The sequence below is a fragment of the Arthrobacter sp. H-02-3 genome, from assembly GCF_003097355.1.
GTDB lineage: Bacteria > Actinomycetota > Actinomycetes > Actinomycetales > Micrococcaceae > Arthrobacter > Arthrobacter humicola.
Genome location: NZ_PYUI01000030.1, coordinates 15,776 through 31,603 on the forward strand (window position 1 = coordinate 15,776; position 15,828 = coordinate 31,603).

The window sequence follows — 15,828 nt, forward strand, 5'->3', positions numbered from 1 at the left end:
AACGAAAGCGATGGTGTCGGTGGAGTGGCCGCGGCCATCAAATCAGGCTGGAGGCCATGGACTCAATCGCCAGCAGCGGAGCCACGTTGGTGGTGGTGATCCGTTTGCGGGCCTTGTTGATGGCGTCCATGCGGGCAAGGGTCACTTCGGCGGTGGAACGGGAAGCGAAGTCTTCGAGTTCGCTCCGGAGTTCAAGATTGACCAGTTCCACGGCGTTCCCCATCTGGATGATCAGGACATCCCGGTAAAAGGACAGCAGGTCCGTCAGCTTGCGGTCAAGGGAATCGGTGATCGAGCGCTTGGCGCGGCGTTTCTGGTCATCCTCGAGCTGCTTGACCTGGCCCCGCATGGCCGGCGGCAGCGTGCCGCTTTCGGGTGCCCCGAGGGTGGCCAGCAGTGCCGCTTTCTCGGCGGCATCGCGCTCGTCATTGGAACTGGTGGCTTCCTCGGTGGCGATCTTGACCAGCTTCTCCGCCATCATGACCGCCGCCGTGACACCACGCAGGGACAGCGGAAAACGAACAGTCTCCAGGCGGCGCTCACGGGCCTCCGGGTCCCGGGCCAGGCGGCGGGCGATCCCCACGTGGCTTTGCGCCGCCCGGGCAGCGCGCTCGGCAACCGCCGGGTCCACGCCGTCGCGCTTGACCAGCAGGGCCGCGACGTCGGCGGCCGGCGGAAGCCGCAGCGCCACCGGACGGCAGCGGGAGCGGATGGTCACGAGGACATCGGCAGGGGAGGGGGCACAGAGCATCCAGACGGTGCGGGGTGTGGGTTCCTCAATGGCCTTGAGCAGGACGTTGGTGGTGCGCTCGGCCATCCGGTCGGCGTCCTCCACCACAATGATCCGCCACCGGGCCGACGACGGCCGGTTCCCTGCCGTTGACACGAGCTCGCGCGCCTCATCAATGGTGATGGTGACCTTTTCGGTGCGCACGAACGCGACGTCGGAATGGGTTTCGCCGAGAATGGTCAGGCATGCCGGGCACTCGCCGCACCCGCGCTGGCTGACGTCCTCCTGGTCACAGTTCAGGGCCGCGGCGAAGGCCTTGGCGGCGTTGGAGCGGCCGGAACCGGGCGGACCGGTGAATAGCCACGCATGCGTGAGGCCTTCGCCCTGGGCCGCCTGGCGCAGCTGGGCCACGACGGCGTCCTGGCCCTGGAGGTCGTCCCAGACGGTCATGCCGTGCTGCTTTGGGCGACGGCCAGCAGGGATTCGACGCGCTCAAAGATTCGTGCGGCGAGTTCGGTGACGGGCAGACGGGCCGGAAGCACCAGATACGCCTCGGGCCGGGCGGCGGCCAGGTCCAGGAAAGCTGCCCGGATCTTGGCGTGGAATTCGTCGGCTTCGGACTCGAGGCGGTCTTCGGCGGCATCGCCGGCGGTGCGCCGCTGCCGGCCGACGGCGGGGTCGACATCGAGCAGTACCGTGAGGTCCGGCTGCAGGCCCGACGTCGCCCAAGCGTTGATGTCCCGCACCGCCTCCGTCCCGAGGCCGCGCCCGGCACCCTGATAGGCGACCGAGGAGTCAATGTACCGGTCCGTGAGGACGATCTCGCCGCGTTCCAGGGCCGGCCGGATAACCTGGCTCGCATGGGCCGCCCGTGACGCCGCGAAAATCAGGGCCTCGGTATGGGCATTGATGTGGCCGTGCCCGTGATCCAGCACAAGGGAACGCAACTTCTCGCCGATCGGCGTGCCGCCCGGCTCCCGGGTCCGCAGCACCGTGAAGCCGCTCGATTCCAGGGCTTTGGCGAGTTCAGCCGCCTGGGTGGACTTGCCGGCGCCGTCTCCGCCTTCGAAGGCAATGAACAGTCCGGGCAACAGACCGGGCAACTGTTGAGGGGACGCTCCGGGGCTCTGGGTAGTCACGGTTCTAGACTACCGACAATCACCGACACCAGAGTCTGCGGCGTAACGGCTTGGGTGCCCTGACGGGCTCACACGTACCCTGTCTCCATGAGTCTTTCTGAAGAACTGGCCGCAACGCTTTCGCCGGAATCCTTGGTCGTGGCAGCAGGGCGCCCGCCGCGCACCCGCGACGAACCGGTCAACCCGCCGCTGGTGCTGTCCTCCACGTACTTCGGCACCGGACCGCTGGGCGACGGCGACCGCGGCTACGGCCGCTATTCCAACCCCACGTGGGATCCCTTCGAAGAGGCGCTGGGCCAGTTGGAAGGCGCAGACCTGCCGGGCCTGCTCTACGCCTCGGGACTCGCCGCCGTCAGCTCGGCCCTGTCTCTGGTGCCCGCCCAAGGCGTGCTCGTGATGCCGTCGCATAGCTATGCGGGCTCGGTCACCATGGCCACCGAACTGGCGGCCAAAGGCTTCCTCGAATTGAGGACGGTGGACATCGCCGACACCGACGCCGTCCTGGCCGCGCTCGCCCCGGCCGGCGGCCGTGCCGCCAGCATGCTGTGGCTGGAGAGCCCCACCAACCCCATGCTCGGCATCGCCGACATGCGGGCCCTGACAGCCGCGGCACACGAGGCCGGCGCGATCGTGGTCACGGACAACACCTTTTCCACGCCGCTCGTGCAGCAGCCCCTCAGCCTGGGCTCCGACGTCGTGCTGCATTCGGTGACAAAGTACCTCTCCGGGCACTCCGACGTCGTGCTCGGCGCCCTCGTGACCTCCGACGCCGGTCTCCGCGCCGCGTTGCTGCACCACCGCACCATCCACGGCGGGATCGCCGGACCGTTTGAGGCATGGCTGGCCCTGCGCGGGCTCCGGACCCTTGCACTGCGGATCGAGCGATCGCAGGCCTCCGCGCAGATCCTGGCCGAGCGGCTGGCCGGTCATCCGCGGGTTGCCGCCATCCGTTTCCCCGGTCTGTCTTCGGACCCCGGCCACGAGCGTGCCAAGGCCCAGATGAAGGGATTCGGTTCCATCCTGTGTATCGAGGTGGCACCGGGACGTGGTCACGGGGGCAGCCTTAGCGGCGCGGAGGCGGCGGACCGCATGATCCGCGCCCTCCACCTTTGGCTTCCGGCCACGTCCCTGGGCGGGGTGGAGTCCCTGATCGAACGCCGGCGCCGGCACACGGCCGAGCCGGAGAGCGTGCCGGACAATCTGGTCCGGATGAGCGTGGGAATTGAAAACGTGGAAGACCTTTGGGCCGATTTGGAGCAGGCGTTGGGGACGCTGGACGGCTAGGCTGGGGGAGTGGACGGACGCTTACTCATTTTCTATGTCGAATCCGGGATCTACCTGGTCCTGGCGATCGTGGCCTTTGCCTTGGAGGCATGGGCGTTTTTCGACTGCCTCCGGCACAAGGCCAACGCGTTCGAGGCCGTATCGAAGCGGACCAAGACCTTCTGGCTAGCCTTGACCGGCGGCGCCTTCGCCGTGGGCCTCTTCTCCCTGCTCGCGCAGCTGGGAAGCGGCGGCGGAGCCAGCTCGCTCGGCATTTTCGGGCTTGCCGCCGTGACAGCGGCGTCCGTCTATCTCGCCGACGTTCGCCCCGCGGTCAAGGACGCCGGCCGCGGCCGCAACATGGGACCCTACGGCCCCTGGTAGTCCCCGCCGGCCCCCTAAGCTCGCAAGCTCGCTGAGGGAACCCTGCCGGCGTGGGCCCACCCGCCGGCCCCCTAAGCTCGCAAGCTCGCTGAGGGAACCCTACCGGCGTGGGCCCACCCGCCGCACCAGGCTAATTCCTTGGCGCCACAGCGTCCCAGCCCACTGTGACTTCGCCCAGCCGCCACCGCGACGGGCCGTCTTGGACGGGCCAGCCGGCGTCGAGCAGTGCGCGGCACATCGCTGACCAGCGCTGGCGGTTGCCGAAGGACGCCAAGGGCGCCGCCTCCAGCCAGGCCTTATCCATCGCCTGAAGGTAGGCGTGGATCTTTTCGCCGGGCACGTTGCGGTGGATCAGGGCCTTCGGCAGCCGTTCGGCGACGTCGGAGGGCAGCGCGAAGGCGCCAAACCGCATGGACACGCTCAGGCTCAGCGGGCGCTCGGCGTCGAGCGCCACCCAGGCGGCGCGCCGCCCGATTTCATCGCACGTGCCGTCGACGAACAGCCCGCCCGGGGCGAGGCGGTCCTGCACGAGCCGCCAGATGCCCGGCACGTCGGCTTCCTCGTACTGCCGAAGCACGTTGAAGGCCCGCACCAGCACAGGATCTCCGGCCACAGGCAGCTCAAAGCCGCCCAGCTGGAAACTCAGGCCGGGCCGTTCCAGTGCCTGGGCCTGCCGCACCCGTTCCGGTTCGATCTCGATCCCCACCACCCGCACGTCCGCGCGGACCGTGGAGAGTCGGTCAAAGAGTTCGACGGCGGTTGCCGGCGAGGCGCCATAGCCGAGGTCGACGGCGAGGGGATCGGCCGCGGCTCGCAGCCGCCAGGCCTGCGGGCCGGTCAGCCAGCGGTCCACGCGGCGCATCCGGTTGGGGTTCGTGGTTCCGCGGGTCACGTTGCCCACCGGCCGGGCGCCGCGGACACCGCTTTTCGTCCCGCCCTGGTTCCTGGGGGCCAGCACCCGTTCAGCTTTCTGCACCACAGCCCCAGCCTATCGTCCAAGCTTCCACCACCGCGGGGTCACCCCGCGTCGCTGTGAAACGCAGGCGGTGTAACGCTCTGCGCCGCCCGCGGGGGCTCGGCTAGGATGAAAACCATGACCTACAAGCTGATTCTGCTGCGCCACGGCCACAGCGAATGGAACGCCAAGAACCTGTTCACCGGCTGGGTGGACGTTGACCTGAACGATCAGGGCCGCGCCGAAGCGGTTCGCGGCGGCGAGCTCCTCGTGGAGAACAATATCCTCCCCGACATCCTCTACACCTCAAGGCTGAAGCGGGCCATCAACACGGCGAACCTGGCGCTTGAGAAGGCCGACCGCGGCTGGATCGACGTCAAGCGTGACTGGCGCCTGAACGAGCGCCACTACGGTGCGCTGCAGGGTAAGGACAAGGCCCAGACCCTCGCCGAGTACGGCGAGGACCAGTTCATGACCTGGCGCCGTTCCTACGACACCCCGCCGCCGCCCCTGGCCGACGACTCCGAGTTCTCCCAGGTGGGGGATCCGCGCTACAAGGACCTCGGCGACGCCGTCCCGCGCACCGAATGCCTCAAGGACGTCCTGATCCGGCTGCTGCCGTACTGGGAATCGGACATCAAAGCCGACCTCAAGGCGGGCAAGACCGTCCTGGTCACGGCCCACGGCAACTCGCTCCGGGCCCTAGTGAAGCACCTTGACGGCATCAGCGACGAAGACATCGCCGGCCTGAACATCCCCACCGGCATCCCGCTGGTCTACGAACTGGATGAGAACTTCAAGCCGCTGAACCCGGGCGGCACCTACCTTGACCCCGAGGCCGCCGCCGAGTCCATCAAGGCCGTCGCCAACCAGGGCAAGAAGTAAGTAGTTCCCGCCCTGCGCCAAGCGCAAACCTATGCGCAAAGCCCAGCACGGAGCGACGCGCAAGAGCTTAAAGAACAAACGACGGCGTCCGGTCACCCCCAAGGTGACCGGACGCCGTCGTTGTATCTGCGTTGTGTCTGCGGGAAAGCCGCCGTCAGATGTGTTCGATGGTGTTCGGCTGCCACGCACCGGTGACCAGGTAGGTCACCTTCTGGGCTACGGAGACGCCGTGGTCGGCGAAGCGCTCAAAGTAGCGGCTGGCCAGGGCAACGTCGACCGTGGTGGCCGGGGACTCCTGCCAGTCGCTGCGCGCGATCGCCTTGAAAACGCTCAGGTGAAGGTCGTTGACAACACCGTTGGCCTTCATGATTTCCCGGGCAACGCCGAGGTCACGGGTTGCCAGCAGTTCGGTGAGCTTCTGGGCGATCAGCAGATCCTGTTCGGCGAAGCTCTTGAAGGTCTCCCTCAACTGCTCCGGGACTACGGTTGCGGGGTAGCGCAGTCGCGCCAGCTGGGCCAGGTGGCGGGCGAGATCGCCCATGCGTTCCAGCGAAGCGCTCATCCGGAGCGAACCGACGAGCATGCGCAGGTCGCTCGCCACCGGGCCTTGGAGGGCCAGGATGTCAATGGCGTGTTCGTCGAGACTGTTTTGCAGGAAGTCGATCCGGGCATCGGCGGCAATCACGTCCTCGGCGAGGTCGATGTCGGCGCCCTGGAAAGCCGTCGTGGCCTTGCCGATGGCCTCGGTGACCAGCGTTGAGATCTCGACGAGCTGCTCCCTTACCTGGGCGAGCTCCTCCTGAAAAACCTTACGCACGTGTGCGTCCTTTCCTCGGAAATATTGCCTGCAATTGAAGTGGCGGGCCTATTTCGGTTCGCCTACCGGCGCTCCAACTGTCAACTCTTTCAGTGTCTGGTGAACTGTTACGCCCCAATAGGTGAACGTTAGCTGAACCGGCGCCGGAATCGCAGGAGATTTCGGTTTCGTCCGCTTGGCAGAGCATAAGCTGGAGCCGTGGATCCAATGCTCATCGGCGTGATCGCCGGCCTGATCGGCCTCTCGTTTGGCATGTTCGGCGTACTCGCATTCCGGGTCAGTGAGCAGCAGCGGCACATCGTCGACGTCGACGTCGAGGAACCCTCGCTGCCCGAGGGCGCCGCGGAGGTGCTCGCCGTCCTCGGCCGCGCGTTCGTGGTGGTCGATGCGATCGACGGCGTGGTCCGAGCCAGCCCTGCCGCCTATGCCTACGGCCTGGTCCGCGGGCACACCGTGGTGCACCAGCCGCTGCTGGAAATGACCGCCAAGGTGCGCCGTGACGGGGTCATCCTGGAAAAGCAGTTGGAGCTGCCACGCGGCCCGCTCGGCCAGGGCACGATCGTTGTGCAGGTCCGGGCCGCCGTGATCGCAGAGGAATATATCCTCCTGCTCGCCGATGACCGCACGGAGTTCACCCGCACCGAAGAAGTCCGCAACGACTTTGTCGCCAACGTCTCCCATGAGCTGAAAACGCCGGTCGGGGCGATCTCGCTCCTGGCGGAGGCCCTCGAATCGTCCGCTGACGACCCCGAAGCCGTCAAACGGTTTGCCAAGCGCATGCACAAGGAATCGACACGGCTCGCTGCCCTGGTCCAGGACATCATCGAGCTTTCCCGGCTGCAGGGCGCCAATGTCGCGCAGCAGGGCCGCCCCGTGGACATCAACACGGTGGTCAGCGAGGCCGTGGACCGCTCCCAGCTGCCCGCCGAGAGCAAGAACATCCAACTGGTGGTTGGCGGCCACGCCAATGCCATGGTCTACGGCGACCAGGACCTCCTCGTCACTGCGCTGCGGAACCTGATCGACAACGCCATCCGCTACTCGCCGGAGAACACCAAGGTGGGCATCGGCATCCGCTCCAAGGACGGCCTCGTGGCTGTCTCGGTGACGGACCAAGGTGAGGGGCTCAGCCCCGAGGACCAGGAGCGTGTCTTCGAACGCTTCTACCGGGTGGATGCCGCCCGCTCGCGGCAGACCGGAGGCACGGGGCTGGGCCTGAGCATCGTCAAGCACGTCATTTCCAACCACGGCGGTGAGGTCACCCTGTGGTCCCAGCTTGGCAAGGGTTCCACCTTCACCATTCGACTTCCCGAGATGGAAGGCCAGGACGACGCCGACGGCGCCGGGGCCGGCAAAGCCGCCGCCCACCCTTCCAGCCAGGACCCCAGACCGCAACGACGTGACGCCGCCGGCGTCCATGAGCAAGGAGCTAGCGCTTGAGCAGGATTCTTATTGTTGAGGACGAGGAGTCCTTCAGCGACCCCCTGTCCTATCTGTTGGGCAAGGAAGGGTTCGAGGTGGAGGTGGTGGACAACGGACTGGACGCCATCACGGAATTCGACCGCAACGGCGCCGACCTCGTCCTCCTGGACCTGCAGCTGCCTGGCCAGTCGGGCACCGAAGTCTGCCGCCAACTCCGGCAGCGCTCCAGCGTCCCCGTGATCATGCTGACGGCCAAGGACTCGGAAATCGACAAGGTGGTGGGCCTGGAGCTGGGCGCCGATGATTACGTCACCAAGCCCTACTCCTCACGGGAGCTCGTGGCCCGCGTCCGCGCCGTCCTGCGGCGCCAGAGCGAGCCTGAGGAACTCGTCTCCAGTACGGTGCAGGCCGGTCCCGTCCGGATGGACATCGAACGGCACGTCGTGAGCGTCGGCGGCGAGCAGATCGCACTGCCCCTCAAGGAATTCGAGCTGCTGGAAATGTTGCTGCGGAACTCCGGCCGGGTCCTGACCCGCGGCCAGCTGATCGACAGGGTCTGGGGCTCCGACTATGTGGGAGACACCAAAACCCTCGACGTCCACGTCAAACGGCTGCGCAGCAAGATTGAGCCGGATGCCTCGGCGCCGCGATACCTGATCACCGTCCGCGGGCTGGGTTACAAGTTCGAGCCGTAGGGATGGGAGACGCCGCCCTGGACGAGTGGCCGGGGCAGCCCGGAGTCCAGGGAATGTAAATGGCATGCAAAAGGAGGGGCACCCGTGGGTGCCCCTCCTTTTGCAATACTTTGGCAGTCCGTCCAGCCGCGAAGGCTGCCGGGCCGGCTTAGTGGTCGGGGGCTAGTGGCCCGCGGTGCTGCTCGGCGTCGGTGTGGCCGTTTCGGTGGACGTTGCCGTGCTGCTGGAAGTCGCCGTGCTGCTGGGGGTCGGCTCCGACGTCGGCAGGTACGTCTTGTAGTCCACGATCGTGCCGTCCAGAACCGGAACCTTGAACTTGGCGTCCATGTTGGTGCCGCTCTCGGAGATCGTGACCTCGGTCATCGCGCCGGGCTTGGCGCCGGCGGGGGTCAGGAGCACCGCGGCGGTGGAGTCGTTGAGCATGGTGTGGGAGTTCTGCTTCACCGGGACCTCGGCCTGTGACCCTTCCGCGCCCTTGATGGTCAGCACCACGTCCTTGGAGGAGGTGTTGTACACGGCGCCGATCACGCGGCCCGGCTTGTCCTGGCCGTCGGCAACGATGATGAAGTTGCGCAGCTGCAGCGGGCCGAGATCAGTGCGGGTTCCGTCCGACGCCGAGTACTGCTCCGAGGTCTGCTGGGGGTTGATGTAGCTGCAGCCAGTCAGGGACAGCAGCCCGATGCCAAGTGCAGCCGTTGCCATTGCCAGCTTGCCGCGCTGGCCCCGGTTCATCGCAGTGAAACGCACGTCACGCACTCCTTGAGAGTCTTGAAACATTATTCAGCCATAGCCTAGCCGCAATCGGCCTCAAACAAGGATTCGGCGCCTACACATAAGCGCGCGGACGGGTGCGTCCGGGCAGCCGCGGCCCGTTCCACGGGAGTCCGAAACCTCTTGGCAGTTAGCGTCGAAGGCACTATTATCTGCATCCGTCAAGGGGTTTGAGGGGGTGGATTAAGGCCATTTTCCCCGGATTCATGCGGTTCCCGGCACCTTTAGATGCCAGTTGTATGCCTTAATCGTGATAAACTGGTCTGCGGGAAAGGGGAATGTCCACATGGTTTTTGAGGTCGGCGAGACAGTAGTTTACCCTCACCACGGTGCAGCCAAAATTGAAGAAATCAAGATGCGCACCGTCAAGGGCGAAGAGAAGATGTATCTCAAGCTCAAGGTGGCTCAGGGTGATCTGACCATTGAAGTTCCAGCAGAAAACGTTGACCTGGTTGGGGTTCGGGACGTAGTGGGCAAGGAAGGCTTGGAGCACGTATTTGACGTGCTGCGCGCCGAGTTCACTGAAGAGCCCACAAACTGGTCGCGTCGTTACAAGGCAAACCTGGAAAAGCTTGCTTCCGGTGACGTCATCAAGGTGGCAGAGGTCGTCCGCGACCTTTGGCGCCGCGATCACGACCGGGGACTCTCCGCGGGAGAGAAGCGCATGCTGGCCAAGGCCCGCCAGATCCTTATTTCGGAACTGGCACTGGCTGAAAAGACGGATGAAGAGAAGGCTGCAAGCGTTCTCGACGAGGTCTTGGCTTCCTAGCACAAGGCCGGCTCACCTAAGAGCCGGCGCAGATAAGAATCGAACCCCGGTGGCATCAGGCCGCCGGGGTTTCTTCTTGCCCGTTGTCGGCGGCCCCCTCGGTTGCGCTATCAGTTGTGGTCCCTCTCAGCGCTCAGAAGCGCCACAAGTGATAGGGCAGCGGGGGGTGCTCGGGGGCGCGGGGACGTAGTCTTGTGCGCATGGATACTGCACCGACGAACACGTCACCGGCCGGTCCCGTCACCGCGGTCATTGTTGTGGCTGCCGGCTCGGGCCAACGCCTGGGCTACGGCATGCCCAAAGCCAAGGTGCCGTTGGGCGGGGATAGCATCCTCACCCACGCCCTGCGGGGCGTGGCCGCCGCCGGGATCGCGCAGCAAATCTGCGTTGCCATCCCCCCGGGAGATGCCGAACTGCGTGCGTTGTGCGAGGCCTTCGCGAAGGAGCTGGCGGCCGCACACCGCCGCAACGCGGCGACGGGTCACGCCCTCCAAGGTCCGGTCGTGACCGTCGTCGAGGGCGGTGCAAGCCGCGCCGAGTCAGTCCGCGCCGCGATGGCCGCGCTCCTGCCCGGTGTTGAATCCGTGCTGGTCCACGACGCCGCCCGGGCACTAACGCCGGAATCCGTCTTTCACCGGGTCGCCGCCGCGCTGGGCGCCGGCGCCGCAGCCGTCATTCCCGTGATGCCGGTGGTGGACACTGTCAAGACCGTCGAACCGACCACCGGCGCCGGCGCCGCGGTGGCCCCCGAGCTGGTCACCGGGACGGCGCCCCGGGAGTCGCTCCGGGCCGTCCAGACGCCGCAGGGATTCGCCCTCGACACCCTCAAACGCGCCCACGAGGCCGCCGCCGGGTTCGACGCCGGACAGGCCGCCCTCGTCACGGACGACGCAATGCTCGTGGAACTCCTCGGCGTGCCTGTCCACGCCGTGCGCGGTGCCAGCCAGTCCCTCAAGATCACCACGCCCCTGGACCTGGTCCTTGCCGAGGGGCTCCTCGAAGGACCCCTCGGCGCACGCTGGGTGGAGGGATGAGCATGTCCACCAACCCGCCCGTCATCCCCCGGACCGGAATCGGAATCGACGTCCACGCCTTCGCCGCCGAGGACCAGCCGCAACCGCTGTGGCTTGGCGGGCTCTTCTGGGAAGGGGAACGGGGGCTGTCCGGGCATTCCGACGGCGACCCCGTGGCGCACGCTGCTGCCGACGCGCTCTTCTCCGCCTGCGGGGTGGGCGATCTCGGCACGCATTTCGGGACGGACCGGCCCGAGTATGCCGGCGCGTCCGGTGTGACCCTGCTGGCCGAGGCCGCCCGGATTGTCCGCGCTCACGGGTTCGAGATCGGCAATATCGCCGTGCAGTTTGTGGCCAACCGGCCGAAATTTGGCCCGCGGCGGGAGGAATCCCAGCGGGTCCTCAGCGACGCAGCCGGCGCGCCGGTCAGCGTCACGGCCACCACGAGCGACGGACTCGGGTTCGCCGGCCGCGGCGAGGGGATCTCGGCCGTGGCAACGGCGCTCGTCTATCCGGTCGGCTGACCACCGCAGGTTGAACACTGCTGGCCTCCGTCACCTACGCTTGAGGGGGGACGACCCCGCCGTGACATCCCGTTCCGAACTGCCAGGAGACCTGCCTTGAAGAAGCTGCTGACCGCCGTCGTATTTGTGGCCGGGACCATGCTGAGCGGCTGTGCCGTCTCGACGACGGCGCCCCAGACTCCCAGCGCCACGCCGAAGATGAGCGTCGAGGACAGCTGCAAGTTCCTCAACACCGATACCTTCGTGCCCTCCGGGACCGCCAAGGAGCAGGCCGCGCAGATCGGGCAGCACTACCAGGAGGTCGCGGACAAGGTGGCGCCGGAGGTGGGCGCCCCCATCCAGCAGATGGCCGACATCATGAAACAGGTTGCCGCGAGCCCCACGGGGGCTAAGACGGACGAACAGACGGCCCAGCTCACCGAGCAGATCAACAAGATCGGGCAGTACTGCAAGTAGGCTGCCGGACCGACTGCGCCGGAGTGGCCGCAAGGCAGTGGGCGCGGCGGCAGGCACGCCGGTGAGCCCGCGGAGCGCCATCGGCTAATCTGGAGCGGTGACCCTGCGCTTTTACGACACAGCATCCGCCGAAGTCCGCGACTTCGTCCCCCTGGTACCTGGCCAGGTGAGCCTGTACTACTGCGGAGCAACCGTGCAGGGCATGCCACATGTGGGCCACATCCGCTCCGCGATCGCATTCGACCAGCTGACCCGCTGGCTGCAGTACCGCGGTTTCCGCGTGACGGTGGTCCGCAACGTCACGGACATCGACGACAAGATCCTCGCCAAGTCCGCGGCCTCCTTCGGTCCCGACTTTGAGGACGAACCCGGAGCCGTCCGCAACGAGGAATGGTGGGCGCTGGCCTACCGCTACGAGCAGGAATTCCTCAAGGCCTACGACACCTTGGGTGTCTCCCGCCCCACCTATGAGCCCCGCGCCACCGGCCATATCCCGGAAATGCACGCCCTCATCCAGCAGCTGATTGACCGCGGCCACGCCTATCCGGCCCTGGATGGCTCCGGCGACGTCTACTTCGACGTGCGCTCGTGGGACAAGTACGGCACGCTGACGCGCCAGAAAATCGACGACATGCAGGGTGCCCCGGACGCGGACCCGCGCGGCAAGAAGGATCCCCGCGACTTCGCGCTGTGGAAGGGCTACAAGGAAGGGGAGCCGACGACGGCGAGCTGGTCCTCCCCGTGGGGCGCCGGCCGCCCGGGCTGGCACCTCGAATGCTCGGCGATGGTCACCAAATACCTCGGCACCGAGTTCGACATCCACGGCGGCGGGCTGGACCTGCGCTTCCCGCACCACGAAAACGAGATGGCCCAGTCCCAGGCGGCAGGCCACGGCTTCGCCAACTTCTGGATGCACAACGGGATGGTCACCTACGCCGGCGAAAAAATGTCCAAGTCCATCGGCAACACCGTCAGCCCGGCGGAAATGCTCGAACTCGCCCCGGCCCGCGTCGTCCGCTACTACCTGGGGCAGGCGCAGTACCGCTCGGTCCTGGACTACCAGCCGACGTCCCTGCAGGAAGCGGCCGCCGCCGTCGAACGGATCGACGGTTTCCTCAACCGGGCCGGCCGGGTCCTGCCTGACGCCTCGGCCACGGTTGCGGCCAGGTCCGCCCCACCCGAAGACTTGCCCGCCGCGTCCGTGCCGGAGGCGTTCGCGGCCGCCATGGACGATGACCTTAACGTCCCGCAGGCCCTGGCTGCGCTGCACGACGCCGTCCGGTCCGGGAATACGGCCCTCACCGCGGGCGACCTCGATGCGGCCGGGCAGGCACTCAGCAACGTCACCGCCATGCTGGATGTCCTGGGCCTGAATGCCACGGCGGGGCCCCCCGCGGACGCGCACGCCACCACGGCTCTTGGCGTCCTTGTCGAGGCACAGCTGGAAGCGCGGGCCAAGGCCCGGGCCTCTAAAGACTGGGCTGCTTCCGACGCCATCCGGGACACCCTCGCCGCCGCCGGCGTCGTCGTCGAGGACGGCCCGGACGGGGCCAGCTGGAGCCTGAAGCGCGGCTGAATAACTGCTGCTGCGCCGTCTGACATCCAAGTCCGGCCTTGCCTCGGGCCATCCCTGATCGAGGATTTTACTCGGGTCAGTAGACTGGAGGTCAGACTTATCAACAAAGTACGTAACAAGCAGGGGTGGAACTCATGGCCAACAACGGTCGCCGGTCGGTCAAAATGAAGAAGGGCCCTACCGTCGGAACCGGCGGTCACGGGCGCAAGGCACTTGAGGGCAAGGGCCCCACGCCGAAGGCGGAGGACCGCCCCTACCACAAGGCGTTTAAGAACAAGCAGCTCGCGGAACGCTCCGAGGCCAAGCGTGCCAGCGGAAGCCGCACCACGAGCACCGCAGCCCGCGCCGGCCGCTCCGGTCCGAAGGGCCGCGCCACCGAAGAGGTCGTCACCGGCCGCAACTCGGTGGTCGAAGCGCTGCGCGCCGGCATCCCGGCCAAGGCCCTGCACGTCGCCGTCCGCATTGAAATGGACGACCGCGTCAAGGAATCCCTGAAGCTCGCCGCCGAACGCGGCATCCCGCTGATGGAAACCGGCAAGCCCGAGCTCGACCGCATGACCGATGACGCCATCCACCAGGGCCTCGTGCTGCAGATTCCGCCGTACGAATACCAGGACGCCTACGAACTCGCGGAAGAGACCCTCGAGGCCTGGAAGAAGGGCCACGTGGCCAACGCGCCGCTCTTCGTGGCACTGGACGGCATCACCGATCCCCGTAACCTCGGCGCGATCATCCGCTCCGTCTCGGCTTTCAGCGGCCACGGCGTCATCGTCCCGGAGCGCCGCTCCGTGGGCGTTACCGCCTCGGCCTGGAAGACCAGCGCCGGCGCGGCTGTCCGTGTACCGGTCGCACGCGCTGCCAACCTGAACAACACGCTCAAGGCGTTCAAGAACATGGGTATCTACGTGCTGGGGCTCGACGGCGACGGCGACGTCTCCCTGCCCGATCTCGCCCTGGCCACCGAACCGGTCTGCCTCGTCGTGGGTTCCGAGGGCAAGGGCCTCAGCCGCCTGGTCCGCGAAAACTGCGACCAGATCGTCTCCATCCCGATCGACTCCGCCATGGAATCCCTGAACGCCTCCATGGCAGTCGGCATCTCCCTCTACGAGATCTCCCGCCAGCGCTCCGCTAAGTAGTCCGCTTCCTCGGGGCTGGGTCCCGCCAGAACCGCAGTTTTGCCGTCGCTTAGACACCTCCCTGCACCTCGTGCGGCCGCAAGCGGCCTTGCTCGGTTCCGGTCGGCGATGCGCTCCTTAGCAAAACCCCGGTCCCGGCGATGCGCTCCTTAGCAAAACCCCGGTCCCGGCGATGCGCTCCTTAGCAAAACCCCGGTCCCGGCGATGCGCTCCTTAGCAAAACTCCGGTTCCGTCTCTGACGCTCCCTCCGGAGTCAGGACGCGAATGTTACCTACGACGCTCAGTCGATCCTGCGACGCGCAAATGCCCTGTCGCTACCGGAATACCCGTAGCGACAGGGCATTTGCGCATCGCCTGGCTAGATGCGCCGCGTCAGAGCAATAGGTCGAAGGTGACCGGGGAACCGACTTAGAACTTATGGCGGTTGGCTAGGACCGGGAGGTTGGTTCGGGCTTCCTTGACTGTGGCGGTGTCCAGGTCGGCGAATAGTAGGCCGGGGGCGCCGTCGAGCTCTGCCAGGATGTCGCCCATGGGGGAGACCACCACGGAGTGCCCGACGCCGGTGGGGGCGGAGCCCTTGACCGGGTGGCCCACGCTGGCGGGGTCGCCCTGGCCGCAGGCGAGGACCAGAGTGGTGGAGTCCAGGGCGCGGGCGCGGGCCAGGAGCTTCCACTGCTCGGCCTTGCCGGGGCCCGAGCCCCAGGATGCGCACACAATGTTCACGTCGGCGCCGCGGTCCGCGTTTTCCGTGAAAAGGTCCGGGAATCGGATGTCGTAGCACGTGGCGAGGCCGAACGTCACGCCGTCGAGCTCAAAGGTGACGGGGTCGGCGCCGGCGTCGACCGTGTCCGACTCCGCGAAGCCGAAGGCGTCGAAGAGGTGGATTTTATCGTAGCTGGCCTCGAGGCCGCGGCCGGTGACGAGCAGGGTGTTGCGCACCTTCGCGCCGTTGCCGGCGGTGCCGGGGGTGAACATCCCCGCGACGATGACGATGTCGAATTCCGCGGCGAGGGCGCGCAGGCGTGATGCCCACGGACCGTCCAGCGGCTCGGCGATATCCAGAAGTGAATTTCCGAAAGCCCGCATGGCGGCTTCCGGGAACACCACCAGGTCCGCGCCGCCGGCTTTTGCCTGACGTGCATAGTCCTCTATGAGGGCCAGATTCGCGGCCGGATCGCGTCCGGTGATGATTTGGGCTAATGCTGCGCGCACAATTACCTCCAACTCGGCGCTTCATTCCAGTATGCAGTGCGGCGCTTCCGTACACTGCAAAACGTCATGAAAACGAAAAT

The 15,828-nt window shown here is 66.7% G+C and carries 17 protein-coding genes; 11 read left to right on the forward strand and 6 right to left on the reverse strand.

The genetic code is table 11. The features are described from left to right. Window positions 1-37: 37 nt before the first annotated feature. Window positions 38-1,180 carry a DNA polymerase III subunit delta' gene (locus C9424_RS20065; RefSeq protein ID WP_116768609.1) on the reverse strand — a complete coding sequence of 381 codons (1,143 nt, stop codon included), beginning with the start codon at window positions 1,178-1,180 and terminating at the stop codon, window positions 38-40. Continuing rightward, window positions 1,177-1,833 (reverse strand): dTMP kinase, encoded by a 657-nt coding sequence (gene tmk / locus C9424_RS20070; RefSeq protein WP_116768610.1) that lies wholly within the window; start codon window positions 1,831-1,833, stop codon window positions 1,177-1,179. The genes C9424_RS20065 and tmk overlap by 4 nt, the downstream gene beginning before the upstream one ends. Window positions 1,834-1,956: 123 nt before the next feature. On the opposite strand from tmk, the gene C9424_RS20075 reads away from it, so the two are divergent. Next, complete coding sequence (locus tag C9424_RS20075; protein WP_116768611.1) at window positions 1,957-3,153, forward strand: trans-sulfuration enzyme family protein; 1,197 nt, start codon at window positions 1,957-1,959, stop codon at window positions 3,151-3,153. A 9-nt stretch (window positions 3,154-3,162) separates the two neighbouring features. Continuing rightward, entirely contained in the window at window positions 3,163-3,516 is a 354-nt protein-coding gene (locus tag C9424_RS20080) for a DUF2516 family protein (RefSeq protein WP_091255337.1), read from the forward strand. A gap of 130 nt (window positions 3,517-3,646) precedes the next feature. On the opposite strand, the gene C9424_RS20085 is transcribed toward C9424_RS20080, so the two are convergent. Continuing rightward, window positions 3,647-4,495 (reverse strand): class I SAM-dependent methyltransferase, encoded by an 849-nt coding sequence (locus C9424_RS20085; protein WP_202615943.1) that lies wholly within the window; start codon window positions 4,493-4,495, stop codon window positions 3,647-3,649. A 114-nt stretch (window positions 4,496-4,609) separates the two neighbouring features. On the opposite strand from C9424_RS20085, the gene C9424_RS20090 reads away from it, so the two are divergent. Continuing rightward, entirely contained in the window at window positions 4,610-5,356 is a 747-nt protein-coding gene (locus C9424_RS20090) for a phosphoglyceromutase (RefSeq protein ID WP_116768612.1), read from the forward strand. 154 nt (window positions 5,357-5,510) lie between these two features. On the opposite strand, the gene phoU is transcribed toward C9424_RS20090, so the two are convergent. Then, the gene (gene phoU, locus C9424_RS20095; protein ID WP_116768613.1) at window positions 5,511-6,173 is read right to left on the reverse strand and encodes a phosphate signaling complex protein PhoU; all 663 of its coding nucleotides are present in this window, start codon (window positions 6,171-6,173) and stop codon (window positions 5,511-5,513) included. A 207-nt stretch (window positions 6,174-6,380) separates the two neighbouring features. On the opposite strand from phoU, the gene C9424_RS20100 reads away from it, so the two are divergent. Together C9424_RS20100 and C9424_RS20105 are read left to right on the forward strand one after the other, a co-directional pair. Next, on the forward strand, window positions 6,381-7,613 hold the full coding sequence (locus C9424_RS20100; RefSeq protein ID WP_116768614.1) for a sensor histidine kinase: 1,233 nt from the start codon (window positions 6,381-6,383) through the stop codon (window positions 7,611-7,613). Further along, a complete protein-coding gene (locus tag C9424_RS20105) occupies window positions 7,610-8,290 on the forward strand; it encodes a response regulator transcription factor (RefSeq protein ID WP_091255327.1) in 681 nt (226 codons plus the stop codon). The genes C9424_RS20100 and C9424_RS20105 overlap by 4 nt, the downstream gene beginning before the upstream one ends. A 162-nt stretch (window positions 8,291-8,452) precedes the next feature. On the opposite strand, the gene C9424_RS20110 is transcribed toward C9424_RS20105, so the two are convergent. Beyond that, window positions 8,453-9,022 (reverse strand): hypothetical protein, encoded by a 570-nt coding sequence (locus C9424_RS20110; protein ID WP_116768615.1) that lies wholly within the window; start codon window positions 9,020-9,022, stop codon window positions 8,453-8,455. A gap of 325 nt (window positions 9,023-9,347) precedes the next feature. Here C9424_RS20110 and C9424_RS20115 point away from each other — a divergent pair, with 325 nt between their 5' ends. From C9424_RS20115 to rlmB, 6 genes are all read left to right on the forward strand, one after another. After that, window positions 9,348-9,830, forward strand: a complete 483-nt coding sequence (locus C9424_RS20115; protein WP_026266570.1) for a CarD family transcriptional regulator — start codon at window positions 9,348-9,350, stop codon at window positions 9,828-9,830. A gap of 200 nt (window positions 9,831-10,030) precedes the next feature. Beyond that, entirely contained in the window at window positions 10,031-10,864 is an 834-nt protein-coding gene (gene ispD, locus C9424_RS20120; protein WP_116768616.1) for a 2-C-methyl-D-erythritol 4-phosphate cytidylyltransferase, read from the forward strand. After that, window positions 10,861-11,367: a 2-C-methyl-D-erythritol 2,4-cyclodiphosphate synthase gene (ispF, locus tag C9424_RS20125; protein WP_116768617.1), complete on the forward strand. Its 507-nt coding sequence runs from the start codon at window positions 10,861-10,863 to the stop codon at window positions 11,365-11,367. The genes ispD and ispF overlap by 4 nt, the downstream gene beginning before the upstream one ends. 96 nt (window positions 11,368-11,463) lie before the next feature. Then, complete coding sequence (locus C9424_RS20130) at window positions 11,464-11,823, forward strand: hypothetical protein (RefSeq protein WP_116768618.1); 360 nt, start codon at window positions 11,464-11,466, stop codon at window positions 11,821-11,823. Between the two features lie 97 nt (window positions 11,824-11,920). Beyond that, window positions 11,921-13,399, forward strand: coding sequence for a cysteine--tRNA ligase (cysS, locus tag C9424_RS20135; protein WP_116768619.1), 1,479 nt, complete (start codon window positions 11,921-11,923; stop codon window positions 13,397-13,399). A gap of 134 nt (window positions 13,400-13,533) precedes the next feature. Beyond that, window positions 13,534-14,535, forward strand: coding sequence for a 23S rRNA (guanosine(2251)-2'-O)-methyltransferase RlmB (rlmB, locus tag C9424_RS20140; protein ID WP_116768620.1), 1,002 nt, complete (start codon window positions 13,534-13,536; stop codon window positions 14,533-14,535). A 409-nt stretch (window positions 14,536-14,944) separates the two neighbouring features. Here rlmB and C9424_RS20145 read toward each other — a convergent pair whose 3' ends face one another. Continuing rightward, entirely contained in the window at window positions 14,945-15,748 is an 804-nt protein-coding gene (locus C9424_RS20145) for a carbon-nitrogen hydrolase family protein (RefSeq protein WP_116768621.1), read from the reverse strand. Window positions 15,749-15,828: the final 80 nt, after the last annotated feature.